The sequence below is a fragment of the Streptomyces sp. V3I7 genome, from assembly GCF_030817495.1.
Lineage (GTDB): Bacteria > Actinomycetota > Actinomycetes > Streptomycetales > Streptomycetaceae > Streptomyces.
Genome location: NZ_JAUSZK010000001.1, coordinates 5,347,689 through 5,364,604, shown reverse-complemented (window position 1 = coordinate 5,364,604; position 16,916 = coordinate 5,347,689). Strand labels below are relative to the sequence as shown.

Below are 16,916 nucleotides of genomic sequence, written 5' to 3'. Positions count from 1 at the left end.
CGGGGCAGTTGCGAGGCGGGATATACAGGCTCCCTGGCGAGGCACCCGTCACGGCCGAAGGGAACAGAGAGCAATGAACGAGCAGCCCCACGTGCCCAGTTACGACATCACGGGCGCCGGGCCCGTCCTGCTCCTCGTCCCCGGTGGCGCCGGGCACCCCATGGGGCTCGAACCGATGGCGGCGCGGCTGGCGGCGTGGTTCACCGTGGTGACGTACGACCCGCTCGGGCTCGCCCATGGGCGGCTCGGGCTGCCGGTCGGGGAGCAGCGGGTGGAGGACTGGAGCGACGGGGCCCGGCGGGTGCTGGAGGAGGTGCTGCCGGCGTGGGAGTCCGCGTACGTCATGGGCTTCAGCGCCGGGGGCGTCGTCGTCCTCGACCTGCTCGCCCGGTACCCGGAGCGGCTGGCGCACGTGGTGGCGCACGAGCCGGCTTGTGTGACCGTGCTGCCGGACGGTGCGCGTGAACGGGAGTCTCTGATCGAGCAGTTGGAGGCACAGCGGGGCGAACCGCTCGCCAGCGAGGGTGAGTCGGCCACGCCCATGGGCGTCTTCTTCGCGCACGTCCTGCGTCCCTTCACGGCGTACACGCCGCTCGCTCCCGCGGATCCGTCCCGGCTCACCGTCGCCGCCGGTGCCGACTCGCGCGGCGGAGCTCTCTACCGGACCGCCGAGGTCGTGGCCCGGCGGACCGGTGGCCGGTTCGCCGAGTTCCCCGGTGGGCATCTCGGCGTGATGGAACACCCCGTGGATTGCGCCGACTTGCTTGTAAAGACACTCGTTCCGGTCACGAGCCGGGGGCGTGGTTGACGACTTAGAACTCCTAACGAAATGATCTTCGAGATGGTTGGATCACTCCGGGATCAGCGATCTGGGGGTGCGGGGTGGCTCGGCCGAAGCCGTGGGAAGTTGACGACGAGTTGTGGGCGGTGGTGGAGCCGCTGTTGCCGAAGGTAGAGCGTCGGGCCCATCATCCTGGGCGCAAGCGGCATCCGGACCGGTTGGTGTTCCAGGGCATCCTGTTCGTCCTGCACACCGGGATCGCCTGGGAACATCTGCCACAGGAGCTCGGCTTCGGCTCGGGCATGACCTGCTGGCGGCGGCTGGCCGAGTGGACTGAGGCCGGGGTGTGGCCCCGGCTGCATGAGGTCCTCCTTGCCAAGCTCCGCAGCGCCAACGTCCTGGACTTCTCCCGGGCGGCCGTCGACGGCTCCCACATCCGAGCGCTAAAGGGGGCTCGAAGACGGGACGAAGCCCTGTTGACCGGGGCAGGACGGGCAGCAAGCATCACCTGATCACCGACGCTACCGGCATCCCGCTCGCTGCCACCTTGACCGGCGGTAACCGCAACGACGTCACCCAGCTGATCCCGCTCCTCCAAACCGTGCCGCCGGTGCGGGGCAAGCGCGGTCGACCCCGACGCCGCCCGGACGTGCTGCTGGCCGACCGCGGTTACGACCATGACAAGTACCGTCGCCTGGTCTGGGATCTCGGCGTGAAGCCGCTGATCGCCCGCCGGGGCACCGAACATGGCTCCGGGCTCGGCACCCAACGCTGGGTCGTGGAGCGCGCGTTTGCCCACCTGCACTGGTTCCGCCGCCTGCGGATCCGCTGGGAGATCCGCGACGACATCCACGAGGCATTCCTCACCCTCGGATGCGCTCTCATCTGTTGGCGACGCCTGAACTCGCCCCGCCTGGTTCCGGCCGAGGCGGCTGGTGCAGGATCTCGAGGTCGGGATCCGGCTCCAGGAGGCACACCATCACCATCATCACGCACGAGGACCCGATCGGCCGAGGTCCCAGCAACTACATGATCCACGCTGATCTGTCGGATCGGGAGGACGGCTGGCGCGAGCAGCTTTGGACCCAGCAGCTCGCGCCTGACCGGTTCGAGGTGGCGTGTCTGCCCTTCTTCACCTACGGCATCTGCTACCGCGACGTGGTGGCCATAGACAGCAACCACCTCGTAACCGCCGTGCTGGAGAAATCCGGCCACCGGACCCTCCGGGTCGCTCTCGTCATCGACCACCCAGATCGGGACCAGCTGCACGAACTCCTGCACGACAGCACCATTGAGGCCGGCTTGCCCCACGAATGGCTCCAGGGGACCTACCTCGCGGTGGACCTCCCGCCGGGCACGGATCCGACAGCAGCACTCGTGAAGATCCTGGAGGCATCCGCTCAGACTGGCGCTCTCCACTGGGAGATCGACTCCTGAGCATTCCGATAGGAGTTCTTAGACTGGGCGCATCGCAGGCGTCATGTGCCGCCCTGGGGGAGGGAGCCGGCCTTGTTCCCACAACAGCTTGGTCGCGGGGGTGTGAGAGCGGGGGAACCGGAGGCGGTGCTCCCGGACGCGAGCGAATCGCCGCCGGAGCGGTTCGTGGGATGGCTGGGCAGTCTCGGGTGCGCGGCGGCCGGGTACGGCGTGTTCCAGGCGCTGCTCGGGGTGCTGCCCGACTCCCTCGGCGGCGATTTCGCCAAGTGGCTCGTGTCCGGGGTGAGCGGTGTCGCCGTCGGCCTGGCCGCCTGGCTGGCGGCGGCGTTGCTGCGGGCTCGTGCACGCACCGGCCGTCACATCGCGGTGGGGGCTCCCCCGGTTCTCGTCCCTCCGGCGACCGCCGGTCCGGGCCCGCTGCCCGAGGTGTTCGCCGCCGCGTACGAGGCGCTCGTGGGTGAGAAGACCGAGTTCGACGATCCGGTGCGGGGGAAGCTCACCGGCTGGTCGCACTCGCTGGGCGAGGGCGCCTCGTCGTCGCCCACGGCGCTCAGCACGGCGTACGGCCTGCACATGATGCTCGATCTGAACGTGCCCGACGGGCGGTTGAGCACCGGCGACCTGGTGGACACGCTGTGGCGGCTGCGGCTGCCGGACGGCGGCTGGTCGGCGCGGACGCAGGGTTCGGTGGCCCGGCCCGAGATCACGGCGCTGGTGCTGGGCGCGCTGGCGCGGGCCGGGTCGTCCAGTGAACGGCTGGCGGCGGAGGTCGCCCGGTGCGGCGCGGGCTTCACTCCCGAACTCGACCCGGCGGGGCGGGAGTCGACGCACGTCGTCACGACGGTGCTGCGCGGTCTGCTGCGCGCCGCGCCCCACTCGGCGCCGCTCCCCCTGCTGTGCGAGTCCCTGGTCGAGGGCGCGATCGACGACCCGGACCGCGAGCATCTGCGCTGCTGGGGCTACCGCCTCCACGCGCCGTACGGCGACCCGTCCCCGCTGCACACCGCCCAGGCGGTCGTCGCCCTCGACCGGGCGGCCCGCGTGCTGGGCGAGACGGCGGCGGCACGGGCGGCCCGGCAGGACGGGGTGCGCTGGCTGCTGGCCTGCCCGGACACCCGGCACGACGCCTGCCCGGACGTGACGAAGCTGCGCGAGGAGGTCCGCCGGCCGCGCTCCGACGACCCCACCCACCACGAGGTGCTGTACGTACGGCACTTCACGGCCACCTGGCTGGTGCGCGCCCTGACCACGCCGGGCGCCCGGGAGGTCGCCCTCGCGGAGGGGATGGAGGCGCAGTGGCGCGAGCGGCTCGACGGGGCGTTCGCCGCCGTGTGGGCCGGGCAGACGGACGGCATCTGGAGCTGGGACCGGGGCGACGGGAGCGAACTGCGCCGCCCGATGTGGATGACCTATCAAGGCCTTTCGGCGCTCCGGGGGCATGCCGTATGGATTTACCAACCTGGCCGGCCGGAGCAGGCGGAGCCTTCGCGGCTGCGTCAGGTGTCGGAGCAGTGAATTCCACTCGTACGAGGCGAAGTCGGGGGATGGACACATGGGCGGTCGACAGGCCTCAGCCGCGCGCGAGCTGCTGACCCGGACGCTGCACGGCGGACTGTCCGAGCGGGAGATGGTGGCCGCGGCCTGGACCGTCGTGACCGAACTGGGCGCCCCTGAGCGGCTGTCGGAGCTCATCGCCGACCTCGCCTCGGGCGTCGGCGCCCCGGAGGGGTGCGCCCTGCTGTCGTACCGGCACATCCTCGGCTTCGACAAGCTGCTGCTGCTCGACGGCAGCCCCCAATTCATGCTGCGCGCCCACGTCTGGCACCCGGGCGTCGGTGCGGTCGGCAAGGAGGACGTCCACAACCACCGTTCCCCGCTGGGGTCTTACATCGTGCGGGGCCGCCTCGTGATGGAGCTGTACGAGGCGGTTCACGAGGACGGGAACAGCGAGGACGGGAACAGCGGGAGCGGGTTCGCCGCGGACCAGTACGTCGAATCCCTGTCGGACGGGGACGCGGACTGGCTGCTGGAGCACGTGGGGCGGGCGCGGCTGCGGATGACGCATCTGGGCCGGTACGCGGCGGGCAGCTCCTACGCCCTGCCGGCGCACACCCTGCACCGCGCCTGGTGCGACACGGACGAGCCGACGGTGACACTGTTCCTGGAGGCGGGCGCCCAACGGCGGCTCCGTACGGACGTGTTCACGGCGGCCGGACCGCATCCGGACGCGGTGGCCAAGGATCCGCTGGACGCCGAGGGCTATCTGGCCGCGCTGAACGACCTCACCGAGCTGCTCCGGAGCTCGTCGCCAGACTCCTGAACGCCTTCTCGATGATCCTGCGGTTGTACGCGTCGAGATCGAAACGGGGCAGCTCGTCCGCGCCGAGCCAGGCGTACGCCTGGTCGGGCTCGGGCAGGACGACGTGCCGACTCAGCGGCGCGACAAGGAAGTTCTCCTGGCGGTTCACGACCTGGCGTCCCCGGTACTCGCTGACGAATCTGGAGTGACCCACACTGCACAGCACCTCGCCGAGCAGCCCGGTCTCCTCCTTGAGCTCGCGCAGCGCGCCGTCCTCGGGGCTCTCCCCCGGTTCCAGCTTCCCGCACGGCACACCCCACGCCCGGGGCAGGAACCGCTCATGCTCGCTGCGGCGCACCACGAGCACACGTCCCTGCCCGTCCATCACTACGGCGGCCGCCAGCCGCAACTCGCCGGGGATCTCCATGTCCATGGTTCCTCGGTCCCTTGCCGATGATGAGAGTCCAAAGGGTGTGATACCCAGGAAAGCGCCCACCGTACCAGGATGGGCCGAACGGGGCGGGGCCGTTCGCCTCAACGGGAGTGGTGCGCCAGGCTGTTGAGGGCGTGGTGCGCCGGCCTGTTGACGGACGGCCTGGTTCCGGGGCCCGGCCGTCCGTCCGTCAGTCGCTCCGCGCGCTCAGATCGCCCACGGCGTCGGCGTAGTACCGGGACCCCTCCAGGTGTTCGGCCAGTTCGCGGAAGGTCCAGCCGTCGCCCGGCGAGCGGTCGAGCTGCTCGTCGGTCAGGGCGTCCAGTCGGTTGGCCCACATCCGGGCCAGCCGGGTGAGGCGGCTGCGTGCCTCGTCCAGATCCTCGGCGGTGAAGGGGGCGAGATCGGCGGGCGTCGTGATCGTGGACGCGTGCCAGTGGTCCGGCTGCGGAGCCTCGCCCGCCAACCGTGCCTCCATTTCGGCCAGGTGATCGACCAGGTGGTCGGCGAGCCGGCGTATCGCCTTGTGCGGGGTGTAGACGCGGTCGTCGATGTGCGCGGGCGTGCCGTCCCAGGCGGTCCAGGTCTGTGCGAGGGCGAGGCAGTGCTCGACCATGGCGGTGACGGCGTCGGCCGGCGTGAGGGCAGTGGAAGGCGCTTGACCTGCGGTTTCGTTCATGCGAAGAACGTTATGCGCCGGTCGTTTCGGTGCTCGCCGAAGTGTCGTGAGAGCGGGCGGTCGAGGGGCTGGGGAACGGGCCGTCGAGGCGAGGGAACGGGCCGTCGAGGACGGACAACGCGTCGACTAGCGTCGTCACCATGGCCAGCAGCACCAGCTCCCCCAGCCTCGCCGAGGCGCTCGCCGCCGGGACGGTCGTCCTCGACGGCGGCCTGTCCAATCAACTCGAGTCCGCCGGTCATGACCTGAGCGACGCGTTGTGGTCGGCGCGGCTGCTCGTCGAGTGTCCGGAGGCGCTCACCGAGGCGCACCTCGACTACTTCACGGCGGGCGCGAGCGTGGCGAGCACGGCCAGTTACCAGGCCACCTTCGAGGGGTTCGGGGCGCGCGGGATCGGTCCCGGCGAGGCGGCCCGACTGCTGGAGCTGAGCGTCGAATCGGGGCGTGAGGCGGTACGGCGGGCGCGGGACGAGGGGATCGTGCGGCCGCTGTGGGTGGCGGCGTCGGTGGGACCGTACGGGGCGATGCTCGCGGACGGCTCCGAGTACCGCGGCCGGTACGGGCTGAGCGTGCGCGAGCTGGAGCGCTTCCACCGTCCGCGTCTGGAGGTGCTGGCCGGGGCGCGCCCGGACGTGCTGGCGCTGGAGACCGTCCCGGACACGGACGAGGCCGAGGCCCTGGTGCGCGCGGTGCGCGGGCTCGGGGTGCCGGTCTGGCTGTCGTACAGCATCGAGGGCGACCGCACGCGAGCCGGTCAGCCGCTGGAGGACGCCTTCGCCCTGGCGGCGGACGCGGACGAGGTGATCGCGGTCGGCGTGAACTGCTGCTCTCCGACGGACGTGCGCCACGCGACGGAGGCGGCCGCCCGGCTCACCGGCAAGCCGGTCGTCGTCTATCCCAACAGCGGCGAGTCCTGGGACGCGGGGGCGCGGGCGTGGAGCGGCCGGTCCACGTTCGGCGCCGGGCAGGTCGCCTCCTGGCGGGACGCGGGCGCGCGGCTGATCGGGGGCTGCTGCCGGGTGGGTCCGGAGACGATCGCCTCGATCGCGCGGGCGCTCGGCACGGGCTGATCCGACCCCTCATCTCCACCGAACCGATCACCTCCGCCGGACCGCCACCGTCCGCCGCAGGCGCCGTACCGCGGAGGCCAGCTCCCGGCCGCGTACGTGGGTGCCGTCGATCGTGGTGGGGACCGGGGCGGGCACGGGCGGGGTGGCGATGGTCCACAGGGCGAGTTCGGCGTCGCGGGGGCCGTGGTCGGTGCGGGTCGGGCCGTCGCCGAAGGTGCGGACCGGGTGGGAGGCGTCCCAGGACTGCCAGCCGGGGTCGCCGGTGTCGGCGAAGCGGACCCACGCGGCGTGCATCTCGTCGCACAGCTCCTGCGGCCCGCCGTCGCCCGCCAGCTTGCGCGACTCGGGGACGTCGCCGGTGTCGAAGACGAAGCCGAGCTCCAGCGCGTGACAGGCGCCGAGGTCGGGGAGGTTGGAGGGCCAGGCGAACTCGTAGACGTACGCCGAGCCGTGCCGGGCGTCGGCCAGGCGGTGCAGCGGGTTGCGCAGCAGGTGGTCGGTCACCATCTGGCCGACGATCTCGGCGGTGCCCGCCTCGGGGTGCAGGATGCGGTAGCCGCGCGGCACCTCGTGGCCGCAGTGGCAGCGGGCCATGGCGCCGGCGAACGCCACCGGGCCGAGCCGGTCGACGTACTCCATGAGGCCGCCCGGGACCAGCCACAGCCGGTACTCGTCGCGGGTCCAGCCCATCAGCAGGTCGACGCCCCGCGCCGCGCGCCCCTCGGTCAGGACGGTCAGCGGGTCCTCCGGGACGAGGTCGCCGTCGACGACGATGCCGAAGGCCGGGCCGCCCAGCACCGGGCTGCTCAGCCGCCCCACCTCGGCCTGGGTGTGCAGCAGCAGCTCGCGGTCCGCGGCGGCGAAGGCCTCGGCGGTGGCGGGAATCCTCAGCCGGGTCGCCATCCGGCGCACCATCCGCCGTACCCGTTCCCGCTCGGACACCTCCGGCGCGCCGCTCTGCAGCACCGCCCTCCTGACCAGGCCCTGGGCCTGGGGGGCGGCGATGAGGGCGCCGATGCTGATCGCGCCGGCCGACTGGCCGAACAGGGTGATGCGGTCGGGGTCGCCGCCGAACGCCGCGATCGACTCATGCACCCACTGCAGCGCGGCCAGCTGGTCGCGCAGACCGGCGTTGGCGGGGGCGTCGGGGAACAGCCCGTAGCCCTCGACGCCCAGCCGGTGGTTGAGCGAGACGAGGACGGCCCCGTCCCGGGCGAAGGCGTGCCCGCCGTACACCGGAACCGCCGAGGAACCCCTGGTCAGCGCGCCCCCATGCAGCCACACCAGCACCGGAAGCCGCGCGCCGGGGCCCGGCTCCGGGGTCCACACGTTGAGGTTGAGGCAGTCGTCGCCGGGCAGGACCGGATCGGAGAGGTACTGCGCGAACGCCTGGGAGTACGGCGGTTTCGGCGCCGTGGGTCCGAAGGCGCCGGCGTCGCGCACGCCGTCCCAGGGCTCGGGCGGCTGCGGCGGGCGGAAGCGGCGGGGGCCGTAGGGGGCGGCCGCGTACGGGATGCCGCGGAACACGGCGACCCCGCGCTCGTATCGGCCGCGCACCGCCCCGTACGGCGTTCTGACCACGGGGTCTGTCCGGTCTGCCGTCATCCGCTCACCAGCTCCCTCAGGGGCTCGTTCACACCGAGCCGTGCACCGGTAACAACAGAGCACCGCGGCGGCACCCGGTATTCCGGCGGAGAACGCCGGATGGCCGGGCATCTCTTGCACGGAGTGCCCGGCCACCTGCTCGCACTTCAGTCGTCGTCAGTCGTCGTCGTCCGGTTCGTGCTCCCGAAGAGGGCCTGGATGGCATCGACGGCGCTGCCGTCGTGGTCGCTGCCGGCGGTGCCCCTGCCGGTCTGGAGGTTCGCCGCGCGGTCGACCTCCAGGATCGAGTCGGCGTGCGAGTTGTCGAGGACGGTGATCAGGCCGCCGTGGGCGGCGGCGGGCGCGGCGGCGGCTCCGAGGAGCGCCGCCGCGATCACCGCCGCCGTGCGCAGCCGGGGTACGGCAGGGGTCACACGCCCACGCTCTCGGGCTCGGGCGCGATCCGGTCGCGGGCGATGTTGCGCTCCAGCAGGCGCGTGGACGCCTTGACGCCGACGCCGCTCGCGGCGTCCACCTCGGGCAGCCGGCCGTCGGCCGCCTTCAGGCCCGCGAGCGCGGAGTCCATCGCCTCGTGGGCGGCGAACAGGCACGGGGTGCTGTAGATCGCGACGTCCACGCCGAGGTCGGAGAGCTCGCCGAGGGAGAGGCGCGGCGACTTGCCGCCCGCGATCTGGTTGAACAGCAGCGGCTTGTCGCCCACGACCTCGCGGATCCGGCGGATCCACTCCACGCTGCGTACACCGTCCACGAGGACGACGTCGGCGTCGGTGGCGGCCAGTTGCTCGGCGCGGTGCAGGATGTCGTGCTCGTCCGTGGCGTCCGTGCGGGCCACGACGACCAGGTCCTGGCGGGTGGCCAGCACCTTCTCCAGCTTCTCCAGGTACTCGTTCAGCGGCAGGACCTGCTTGCCGTCGGCGTGCCCGCACCGGCGCGGCCGCTTCTGGTCCTCGAGGATCACGCCGGAGGCGCCGATGCGCTCCAGTCCCTCGACGACGTGACAGGCGACCTCCGGGTCGACGTACCCGTCGTCGATGTCGACCAGCAGGTGCTGGCGCGGGAAGGCGCCGCGCAGCCGCTGGACGAAGGCCACCATGTCCGGCCACGCGATGAACCCGATGTCCGGCAGGCCGTAGTACGAGGCCGCGAAGCCGAAGCCGGAGACGAACATCCCGTCGTAGTGCTTGGCCGCGATCGACGCCGAGTACATGTCGTACACGCCGATCAGCGGGGTGGTCCCGGGTGCGGCGATCTGCTCGCGCAGGCTCTTTCCGTAAGTCAACGTCAGAGTCTTTCTGTGGGGGTGGCTTTACCGGGACAGGAGCATCGCCGGACTTTCGCGTGACCCTCTTCATGCGCGCGCTTTACTCACCGCAACGGCCCAACCGGTTCACCGGCGAAACGTCACTGAAACCCCACGTGGCGACGCGCTCAGGTGACGTTCCGGGCCCGGTCGGACGCCCTTCCCCGCCGCCTCCTCCCGCGCGACGGGTCGTCCACGCGTACGACCGGCTCCCGGCGGTCCTCTTCCGGTGGGCCTCTCCCGGTGGCGCGGCCGGCGAATGGCTGCGTGCCGGACGGCGCAGTTCACTGGGGGTATGACGTGGCACACGCAGCATGCGCAGGACACACAGGGTGCGCGGAACGCGCGGCGAGCGGGCATGACCGTCGTGGTGACGGGCGCGTCCGGGCGTACGGGGAGCCGGGTGGCCGCGGCCGCGGAGGCGGCGGGGCTGACGGTGCGGCCGGTCTCCCGCGCGCGGGGCTTCGACTGGCACGACCGGTCGACCTGGGAGCACGTGCTCCGGGACGCCGACGCGGCCTACCTGGTGCACCCGGAGGTCGGCGCACCGGACGCGGCGCTCGCGGTGGGCCTGTTCGCGCACGAGGCGGTGCGGCTCGGGGTGTGGCGGCTGGTGCTGCTGTCGACGCGCGGGGAGGCGTCGGCCCGGCCCACCGAGGAGGCGCTGCGCGAGTCGGGCGCGGACTGGACGGTCGTACGGGCCTCGTGGTTCGCCCAGAACTTCAGCGAGGGCCCGCTGATGGCGGAGCTGCGCGAGCGCGGGGAGCTGGTGTTCCCGGGCGGCGAGGTACGCGAGCCGTTCGTCGACGTACGGGACGTCGCGGACGTGGTGGTGGCGGTGCTGACCGCGGACGACGACCGGTACGTCGGGCAGGCGGTGACGGTGTCCGGGCCGCGGCTGCTGACCTTCGCGGACGCGGTCGCCGAGATCGCCCGGGCCGCGGGGCGGGAGCTGGCGTACCGGCCGGTGTCGGCACGGGAGTACGGCGAGCGGCTGACCGGGTCCGGGGTGCCGGCCGAGGAGGCCGAGTTCGTGGCCGATCTGTTCGAGTCGCTGCTCGACGGGCGGAACGCGTACCTCTCCGACGGGGTGCGGCAGGTGCTGGGCCGGGAGCCGAGGGACTTCCGGGACTACGTGCGGGAGGCGGCGGCCGCGGGCGCCTGGACCTCCTGAAGATCCCCGCGCTCACTTCGCGGAGGAGGAGTCCCCGCCGCCCTTGTGGATGTGGTGGTGGGAGCTCTTGACGTGGGTGCGGAGCCGGGCCGTCACGTCGTCGGGCGGCAGGAAGCGGGACCAGCGCTCGGGGAACTCGGAGGGCATGGGGGGCTCGTCGGTGTCGTCGTCGTGGCCGACGGAGGTGCGGGACACGTACTCGGCGACCTGGACCTCGACGAGCCGCTCGTGCTCGGCGCGCGCCCCGGCCGTGGCGGCGGCCGGCCAGACCCGGTCGATGGCGGCGTTCGTCGCGGCGCCGACGAGCACGGCGAACGCGGACACGCCGATCCACAGCAGGACGGCCACGGCGGCGGCCAGGGAGCCGTAGATGGTGGCGCCCTCGATGGTGTTCGTCAGGTAGATGCGCAGCAGGAAGCTGCCCAGCACCCACATGGCCAGCGCGACCAGCGCCCCGGGGACGTCCTCGATCCAGGGTGAGCGCACGGGGACGGACACGTGGTAGAGCGTCGTCAGGAAGACGATGGACAGGATGATCACCACGGGCCAGTACAGGACCTGCACCACGGTCTGCGACCAGGGCAGGAACCGGACGACCGCGTCGGGGCCCGCGACCATCAGCGGCAGCGCCACCGAGCCGATCAGCAGCGCCACGACGAACAGCAGGAACGACATGATCCGGGTCTTGACGATGCCGCGTACGCCGTCGAGGCCGTACATCACGGTGATGGTGTCTATGAAGACGTTCACCGCCCGCGAGCCCGACCACAGGGCGAACAGGAAGCCGATGGAGATGACGTCGGGGCGGCCGCCGCGCATCACGTCGTCCAGGATGGGCTCCGCGATCTGCCTCACGCCCTTGTCGGACAGAACGGTGCGGGAGGCCTCCAGGATGTTGGTCTCCAGGCCGTGGATGGTGTCGGCGCCGGTCCAGTCGTCGACGTAGCCGAGCAGTCCGATGAGGCTCAGCAGCAGCGGCGGCACGGACAGCAGCGTGAAGAACGCCGCCTCGGCGGCGAGGCCCAGGATGCGGTACTCCATGCAGGAGTCCACGGTGTCCTTGATCAGCAGCCAGGCGACCCTCCGTTTGGAGACGTTCCGGTAGAGGACGCGCGCCCGGTGGAGGCGCCCGGAGGGCTGTTCAGGGGTTTCGCTTGCTGACTGCACGACCCAAAGGTATCCGCCACACCCCTTTGCCCTCATCTTCCGGGGGTATCTCCCGATCTTGCCCGGACCTCCTCGCCCGGCCGTGTGATGACCCCCGCCGCCGGGCCGGGTAGGTTCGCAGACATGGCAGGCACCCCGACCCACACCGTGACGAACCAGCCTCCGCCGCTCGTCGGATACGACGTGTTCAGCGCCGACCGCGCCCTGGTGGAGGCCGTCGAGCGGCACACCGACCCCGCTCTGCTGGACGGCGTACGCGAGGAGTTGTCGGCGCTCGGCCGCACCACCGGCTCGCCGCAGGTGCAGGAGTGGGCGGTGCAGGCGAACGAGAACCCGCCCCGGCTGCGCACCCACGACCGCTACGGCCACCGCGTCGACGAGGTCGAGTTCCATCCGGCCTGGCACCGGCTGCTCGGCAAGGGCGTCGCGGCGGGCCTGACGACGGCGTGGACGCGCCCGGCGGGGCATGTGCGGCGCGCGGCCGGGTTTCTGATCTGGTCCCAGGCCGAGGCGGGCAACGGCTGCCCGCTGTCGATGACCCACGCGGCGGTGCCCGCGCTGCGCACCGATCCGGAGCTGGCCGCCGAGTGGGAGCCGCTGCTCACGTCCACCATCTACGACCGTGATCTGCGGCCCGCCCACCTGAAAGCGGGGGCGCTCTTCGGGATGGGCATGACGGAGAAGCAGGGCGGCAGCGACGTACGCGCGAACACCACGGCGGCGCGGCCGCTCGCCGAGGCGGGGACGTACGAGCTGACCGGGCACAAGTGGTTCTGCTCGGCGCCGATGTCGGACGGCTTCCTGGTACTGGCCCAGGCGCCGGACGGGCTGAGCTGCTTCCTCGTGCCGCGGGTGCTGGCGGACGGCACCCGCAACCCCTTCCTCCTCCAGCGGCTCAAGGACAAGCTGGGCAACCGGTCGAACGCCTCCGGCGAGGTCGAGTTCGACGGCACCTGGGCGCGCCGGGTCGGCGAGGAGGGGCACGGGGTGCGGACCATCCTGGAGATGGTGACCGCGACGCGGCTGGACTGCGTGCTCGGTTCGGCGGGGCTGATGCGGCAGGCGGTGGCGCAGGCGATCCATCACTGCACCCACCGCGAGGCGTTCGGCGGCAAGCTGGTCGACAAGCCGCTGATGCGCAACGTCCTGGCCGACCTCGCCCTGGAGTCGGAGGCGGCGACCGCGCTCGCGCTGCGGCTCGCGGCGGCCTACGACGACGGGAGCGAGCAGGAGCGGGCGCTGCTGCGGATCGCGGTGCCGACCGCCAAGTACTGGGTGACCAAGCGGTGTACGCCGGTGACGGTGGAGGCGGCCGAGTGCCTGGGCGGCAACGGCTACGTCGAGGACTCGGGCCTGCCGCGACTGGTACGGGAGTCGCCGCTCAACTCCATCTGGGAGGGCGCCGGGAACGTCCAGGCGCTGGACGTGCTGCGGGCCCTGCAGCGCGAGCCGCAGGCGTTCAACGCCTTCCTCCTGGAGGTCGGCAAGGCACGCGGCGCCGACCACCGCCTGGACACGGCGGTGAAGAACCTCCTCGCCGAACTCGGCGAACTGGAGGGCGTCGAGGGCCGCGCCCGCCGCCTGGTGGAACGCATGGCCCTGGTCCTCCAGGGCTCCCTACTGGTGCGCTACGCCCCACCAGAAGTAGCCGACGCCTTCTGCGCCTCCCGCCTGGGCGGCGACTGGGGCTCGTCCTTCGGCACACTTCCGGCCACTCTGGACCTGGCCACGGTAGTGAACCGAGCAACTCCGGCGCCTTGAAGCAAGCGTCAACCCGTCCCACCTAAGGGGCGCGGGGAGCTGCGCGCCAAGCCGACCACCGGCCGGAAGCCGCCAACGCACCCGAACCAGCACCCCCCCGTAGGCAAACGGCCCAACCCCCGGAGGGAAGGGGTGGTGCTGCGCCGACACGGCACCACCCCCGCCCGCTCTCGGGGCCGAGGCCACGAACGCCGCTCTGGGCGGCGCTGCTCAAGTCTCAGACACCCGGCGTCGGACCACCAGGGTTGCAAGGGGTTGCAACAAGTTGGCCTCTGTGTGCGGAAGATGCCCCTCCGCCGGGGGCCATGGGCACCATGAGACGAACGAACACACGCTCCCGGAGGACCCTCGTGGCGAACCCGCCGATGAACGTGGCGCAACTCGCAGCCGTCGACGCGGCACAGGCGGCGCGGTTGCTCAGGGATGTCCGCGAGGCCAAGCTCGCCGGGCAGCGCGCGCGGCACGCCCCGCGCCCGGTGATCGAGGAGTCCTGGCAGCGGATGCTGCGCGGCGGTGTCGACCCGGACCGCGACGTCCGGTCGGGGCTGCTCGGCCCGGACGAGGTGCGACGCCGCAGGGAGGCCTCACCGCTGCGGCACACCCTGCCGCTGCTGCGGGAGGGGCTGGTGTCGGTCGCGGACGTCGCCCACCACATCATGGTGGTCGCCGACGCGGACGGCCGGGTGTTGTGGCGTGAGGGCAGTGCGCCGGTGCTGCGCAAGGCGGACCGGCTCGGGTTCGAACTCGGCGCCGACTGGCGGGAGGACGTCGTCGGCACCAACGGGATCGGCACCCCGGCCGTGGTGCGCAGACCCGTCCAGGTCTTCGCCTCCGAGCACTTCGTACGCTCACACACGTCCTGGACCTGCACGGGCGCCCCGATCACCGACCCGCGCGACGGCCGGCTGATCGGCGTGGTCGACGTCAGCGGCCCGCTGGAGACGATGCATCCGGCCACGCTGGCCTGGGTCGGCTCGGTGGCCAAGCTGGCCGAGGCGCGGCTGCGGGAGCAGCATCTGGCCTCGCTGGAACGGCTGCGCGCGGTGGCTGCGCCGGTGCTGGCCCGGCTCCACGGGCGGGCCGTGGTGGTGGATGCGGACGGCTGGACGGCCGCGGTCACCGGGATGCCCTACCTGCGGCGGGTCGTGCTGCCGAAGTCGGCGGCGGGCCGGCGGTGGATCCCGGCGCTCGGGACGTGCTCGGTGGAGCCGCTGGCCGAGGGCTGGCTGGTACGGGTGGCCGACGAACCGGCGCCGCGCGCCGCGCCCCGTGTGGTGCTGGACCTGGCGCAGCCGCGCCGCTGGTCGGTGGCGGTCTCCGGCTCGGCCGGCTCCTGGTCCCGCGAACTCAGCCCGCGCCACGCCGAGTTGCTCTACCTCCTGGCCCGTGGCCGGGACGGCCGCAGCGCGGCGGGCCTGGCCGAGGACGTGTTCGGCGATCCGTCCCGCACGGTGACGGTGCGGGCCGAGATGTCGCGGGTACGGCGGTATCTCGGGGCGCTTCTGCAACACCGGCCGTATCGTTTCCGCGAGGACGTGGAGGTGGAGGTGGTGCTTCCCGACGACCCCGCCGACCTGCTGCCGCACTCGACGGCACCGGCGGTGCGGGAGGGCCGGGCGGCGGCGCGGGTGCCCTGATCCCCCTCGGCGCCACCGGCTGGGTCCTTGTCCCACACACCGGACGGGTCTTTATCCCACACACCGGACGGGTCTTTATCCCACAGGCCGGTCCGTGACACATGCACTTCGCCACAATCCGGTGGCATCTTCCGCCCGTCTGCGGGGTCTTGGGCCCGCGCCGCACCCGGCTGCCGTAGCATCCGTACGCGACTCATCAGCAACTCCTCGGTCAACCCGCCGACCAACCGTCGCAGTTGGCCCGCCTCGGGAGGAACTATGAAGCACCGCGGCCGGCATCGCCGGCGCAGACGAGGTCAGGCGGTTCGTGCGGTTCTCGCCGGAACCGCGCTGGGCCTGACCGCGGTGGCCACTATGATCAGCGCCTCGCAGGCCACGGTCGCCCAGGACCCGGGTGTGCTCAAGCCCCTGACCTCCGCCGCCCGGACCGGCCAACTGGCGCTCCAGGAGCGGCTCGTGCCGCGGCGCTCGCTCGACCGGCTCGCCTCGGCGATGGGCCGCCCGGTCGGGGTCGACGCGGTGCTGCGCGGCGCCGACCGGAGGCTGCGCCGCGCGGCCGACTGCGCCGCCGCCGACCGCGCCTCGCTGCCGGTCGCGCCCGCGGCCACCCACGCTTACTGCTGGGACCCCGCCGACACGGCCACCCCCGGCTGGCGGCCGGCGTCGGTGACCACGTCCGGCGACGCGGACGACGACGGGCTGTGGGGCCGCAACCGTGTGATCCTCGCGGGCTGGACGCATAGCGCGAGGACCGGCCCCGACCGCGGACTGGCCCAGGTCGCCTTCGTGAACGCGGCCGACCCCGCGCGCCTCACCTACCGCTGGGTGCTCCTCGCCGTCCCCACCGCCGGCGGCCACGGCTACCGCGGACTCGTCTCGCACCTGTCGGGCATGGCCTGGCACCACGACAAGCTCCTGGTCACCGCGGCCGCCGGGGACAGGGCCGCGCTGTACGCCTTCGACCTGAACCGCATCCAGCGCACCACCGCCGACACCACCACGACGGACAGGGCGCACGGCTATCGGTACGTCATGCCCGCGGTCGGCTCCTACCGCTTCACCGGCGGCCGCTGCGCCCGTCACGGCGTTCCCTGCCTGGGCGGCCTCTCCGTGGACCGCGGCTCGGCGCCGGACAGCCTGGTGCTCGGCGAGTGGACCCGGCCGGGCGGCGAGGACCGCGCGCGCCTGTGGCGCTACGCCTTCGACCGGAGCCCCGAGCGCAGCGGTCTGCTCGCCACCGACGCGGCGGGGCGGGTGACGCCCGCCGAGGCGTACGCGACCCGGGCCGGCGGCATCCGGGGCGTGCTGGCGTACCGCCGGGCCGGTTCGGAGCGGTCGTCCTGGTACGTCGGCCGGGCCCCCGGCGCCATGGACCGCCGCGGCACCCTCTGGCGCCAGGACGCCTCCGGCGCGCGGCCGGCGCGCTGCGGCGGGGAGGCAGGACACCGGTGCTGGACGGCGGGCACCGGCTCGCTGTCGTACTGGCAGGAGACCGGCGAGGTGTGGTCGGTCACCGACCGGATGCTGTTCTCCGTGCCGCTGGCCTCGGTCGACAGATCGATGATTCCCTGAC

Annotated in this window: 15 protein-coding genes and 1 pseudogene; 10 read left to right on the top strand and 6 right to left on the bottom strand. The window is 72.6% G+C overall.

Going from position 1 to position 16,916, the window contains the following annotated elements; genetic code table 11:
- Positions 1–73: 73 nt before the first annotated feature.
- From QFZ74_RS24950 to QFZ74_RS24930, 5 genes and pseudogenes are all read left to right on the top strand, one after another.
- Complete coding sequence (locus QFZ74_RS24950; RefSeq protein WP_307623062.1) at positions 74–808, top strand: alpha/beta fold hydrolase; 735 nt, start codon at positions 74–76, stop codon at positions 806–808.
- 74 nt (positions 809–882) lie between these two features.
- Positions 883–1,679: pseudogene (locus tag QFZ74_RS24945) on the top strand (IS5 family transposase); the annotation flags it as partial.
- Positions 1,680–1,810: 131 nt separating this feature from the next.
- Positions 1,811–2,218, top strand: coding sequence for a DUF4265 domain-containing protein (locus tag QFZ74_RS24940; protein ID WP_307622518.1), 408 nt, complete (start codon positions 1,811–1,813; stop codon positions 2,216–2,218).
- Between the two features lie 126 nt (positions 2,219–2,344).
- Positions 2,345–3,733, top strand: a complete 1,389-nt coding sequence (locus QFZ74_RS24935; RefSeq protein ID WP_307623061.1) for a hypothetical protein — start codon at positions 2,345–2,347, stop codon at positions 3,731–3,733.
- 37 nt (positions 3,734–3,770) lie between these two features.
- A complete protein-coding gene (locus QFZ74_RS24930; protein ID WP_307623060.1) occupies positions 3,771–4,538 on the top strand; it encodes a hypothetical protein in 768 nt (255 codons plus the stop codon).
- Here the strand turns inward: QFZ74_RS24930 and QFZ74_RS24925 are convergent.
- Both QFZ74_RS24925 and QFZ74_RS24920 read right to left on the bottom strand, forming a co-directional pair.
- Positions 4,501–4,950, bottom strand: coding sequence for an NUDIX hydrolase (locus QFZ74_RS24925; RefSeq protein WP_307623059.1), 450 nt, complete (start codon positions 4,948–4,950; stop codon positions 4,501–4,503). The genes QFZ74_RS24930 and QFZ74_RS24925 overlap by 38 nt on opposite strands.
- 190 nt (positions 4,951–5,140) lie before the next feature.
- Positions 5,141–5,629 carry a hypothetical protein gene (locus QFZ74_RS24920; protein WP_307623058.1) on the bottom strand — a complete coding sequence of 163 codons (489 nt, stop codon included), beginning with the start codon at positions 5,627–5,629 and terminating at the stop codon, positions 5,141–5,143.
- Positions 5,630–5,769: 140 nt separating this feature from the next.
- Between QFZ74_RS24920 and mmuM the strand changes: the two genes are divergently transcribed.
- Positions 5,770–6,699, top strand: a complete 930-nt coding sequence (gene mmuM / locus QFZ74_RS24915) for a homocysteine S-methyltransferase (protein ID WP_307623057.1) — start codon at positions 5,770–5,772, stop codon at positions 6,697–6,699.
- Between the two features lie 27 nt (positions 6,700–6,726).
- On the opposite strand, the gene QFZ74_RS24910 is transcribed toward mmuM, so the two are convergent.
- The 3 genes from QFZ74_RS24910 to QFZ74_RS24900 all read right to left on the bottom strand — a co-directional run bounded on the left by QFZ74_RS24910 (position 6,727) and on the right by QFZ74_RS24900 (position 9,583).
- Positions 6,727–8,304, bottom strand: coding sequence for a carboxylesterase/lipase family protein (locus QFZ74_RS24910; RefSeq protein ID WP_307623056.1), 1,578 nt, complete (start codon positions 8,302–8,304; stop codon positions 6,727–6,729).
- Positions 8,305–8,450: 146 nt separating this feature from the next.
- Entirely contained in the window at positions 8,451–8,717 is a 267-nt protein-coding gene (locus tag QFZ74_RS24905; protein ID WP_307623055.1) for a hypothetical protein, read from the bottom strand.
- On the bottom strand, positions 8,714–9,583 hold the full coding sequence (locus QFZ74_RS24900; protein WP_307623054.1) for an oxaloacetate decarboxylase: 870 nt from the start codon (positions 9,581–9,583) through the stop codon (positions 8,714–8,716). The genes QFZ74_RS24905 and QFZ74_RS24900 overlap by 4 nt, the downstream gene beginning before the upstream one ends.
- A gap of 316 nt (positions 9,584–9,899) precedes the next feature.
- Between QFZ74_RS24900 and QFZ74_RS24895 the strand changes: the two genes are divergently transcribed.
- A complete protein-coding gene (locus QFZ74_RS24895; RefSeq protein WP_307623053.1) occupies positions 9,900–10,778 on the top strand; it encodes an NmrA family transcriptional regulator in 879 nt (292 codons plus the stop codon).
- Between the two features lie 12 nt (positions 10,779–10,790).
- Here QFZ74_RS24895 and QFZ74_RS24890 read toward each other — a convergent pair whose 3' ends face one another.
- Positions 10,791–11,945, bottom strand: coding sequence for a YihY/virulence factor BrkB family protein (locus QFZ74_RS24890; RefSeq protein ID WP_307623052.1), 1,155 nt, complete (start codon positions 11,943–11,945; stop codon positions 10,791–10,793).
- A 123-nt stretch (positions 11,946–12,068) separates the two neighbouring features.
- On the opposite strand from QFZ74_RS24890, the gene QFZ74_RS24885 reads away from it, so the two are divergent.
- The 3 genes from QFZ74_RS24885 to QFZ74_RS24875 all read left to right on the top strand — a co-directional run bounded on the left by QFZ74_RS24885 (position 12,069) and on the right by QFZ74_RS24875 (position 16,915).
- Positions 12,069–13,706 carry an acyl-CoA dehydrogenase family protein gene (locus QFZ74_RS24885; RefSeq protein ID WP_307623051.1) on the top strand — a complete coding sequence of 546 codons (1,638 nt, stop codon included), beginning with the start codon at positions 12,069–12,071 and terminating at the stop codon, positions 13,704–13,706.
- Positions 13,707–14,056: 350 nt separating this feature from the next.
- On the top strand, positions 14,057–15,343 hold the full coding sequence (locus QFZ74_RS24880) for a GAF domain-containing protein (protein WP_307623050.1): 1,287 nt from the start codon (positions 14,057–14,059) through the stop codon (positions 15,341–15,343).
- Positions 15,344–15,601: 258 nt separating this feature from the next.
- Positions 15,602–16,915 carry a hypothetical protein gene (locus tag QFZ74_RS24875; RefSeq protein ID WP_307623049.1) on the top strand — a complete coding sequence of 438 codons (1,314 nt, stop codon included), beginning with the start codon at positions 15,602–15,604 and terminating at the stop codon, positions 16,913–16,915.
- Position 16,916 lies beyond the last annotated feature (1 nt).

Bases quoted from the DNA above. Each gene is read 5' to 3' on its own strand.
- QFZ74_RS24950 (WP_307623062.1), top strand. From the start codon at position 74: ATGAACGAGCAGCCCCACGTGCCCAGTTACGACATCACGGGCGCCGGG.
- QFZ74_RS24940 (WP_307622518.1), top strand. From the start codon at position 1,811: ATGATCCACGCTGATCTGTCGGATCGGGAGGACGGCTGGCGCGAGCAG.
- QFZ74_RS24930 (WP_307623060.1), top strand. From the start codon at position 3,771: ATGGGCGGTCGACAGGCCTCAGCCGCGCGCGAGCTGCTGACCCGGACG.
- QFZ74_RS24925 (WP_307623059.1), bottom strand. From the start codon at position 4,950: ATGGACATGGAGATCCCCGGCGAGTTGCGGCTGGCGGCCGCCGTAGTG.
- QFZ74_RS24920 (WP_307623058.1), bottom strand. From the start codon at position 5,629: ATGAACGAAACCGCAGGTCAAGCGCCTTCCACTGCCCTCACGCCGGCC.
- mmuM (WP_307623057.1), top strand. From the start codon at position 5,770: ATGGCCAGCAGCACCAGCTCCCCCAGCCTCGCCGAGGCGCTCGCCGCC.
- QFZ74_RS24910 (WP_307623056.1), bottom strand. From the start codon at position 8,304: ATGACGGCAGACCGGACAGACCCCGTGGTCAGAACGCCGTACGGGGCG.
- QFZ74_RS24895 (WP_307623053.1), top strand. From the start codon at position 9,900: ATGACGTGGCACACGCAGCATGCGCAGGACACACAGGGTGCGCGGAAC.
- QFZ74_RS24885 (WP_307623051.1), top strand. From the start codon at position 12,069: ATGGCAGGCACCCCGACCCACACCGTGACGAACCAGCCTCCGCCGCTC.
- QFZ74_RS24875 (WP_307623049.1), top strand. From the start codon at position 15,602: ATGAAGCACCGCGGCCGGCATCGCCGGCGCAGACGAGGTCAGGCGGTT.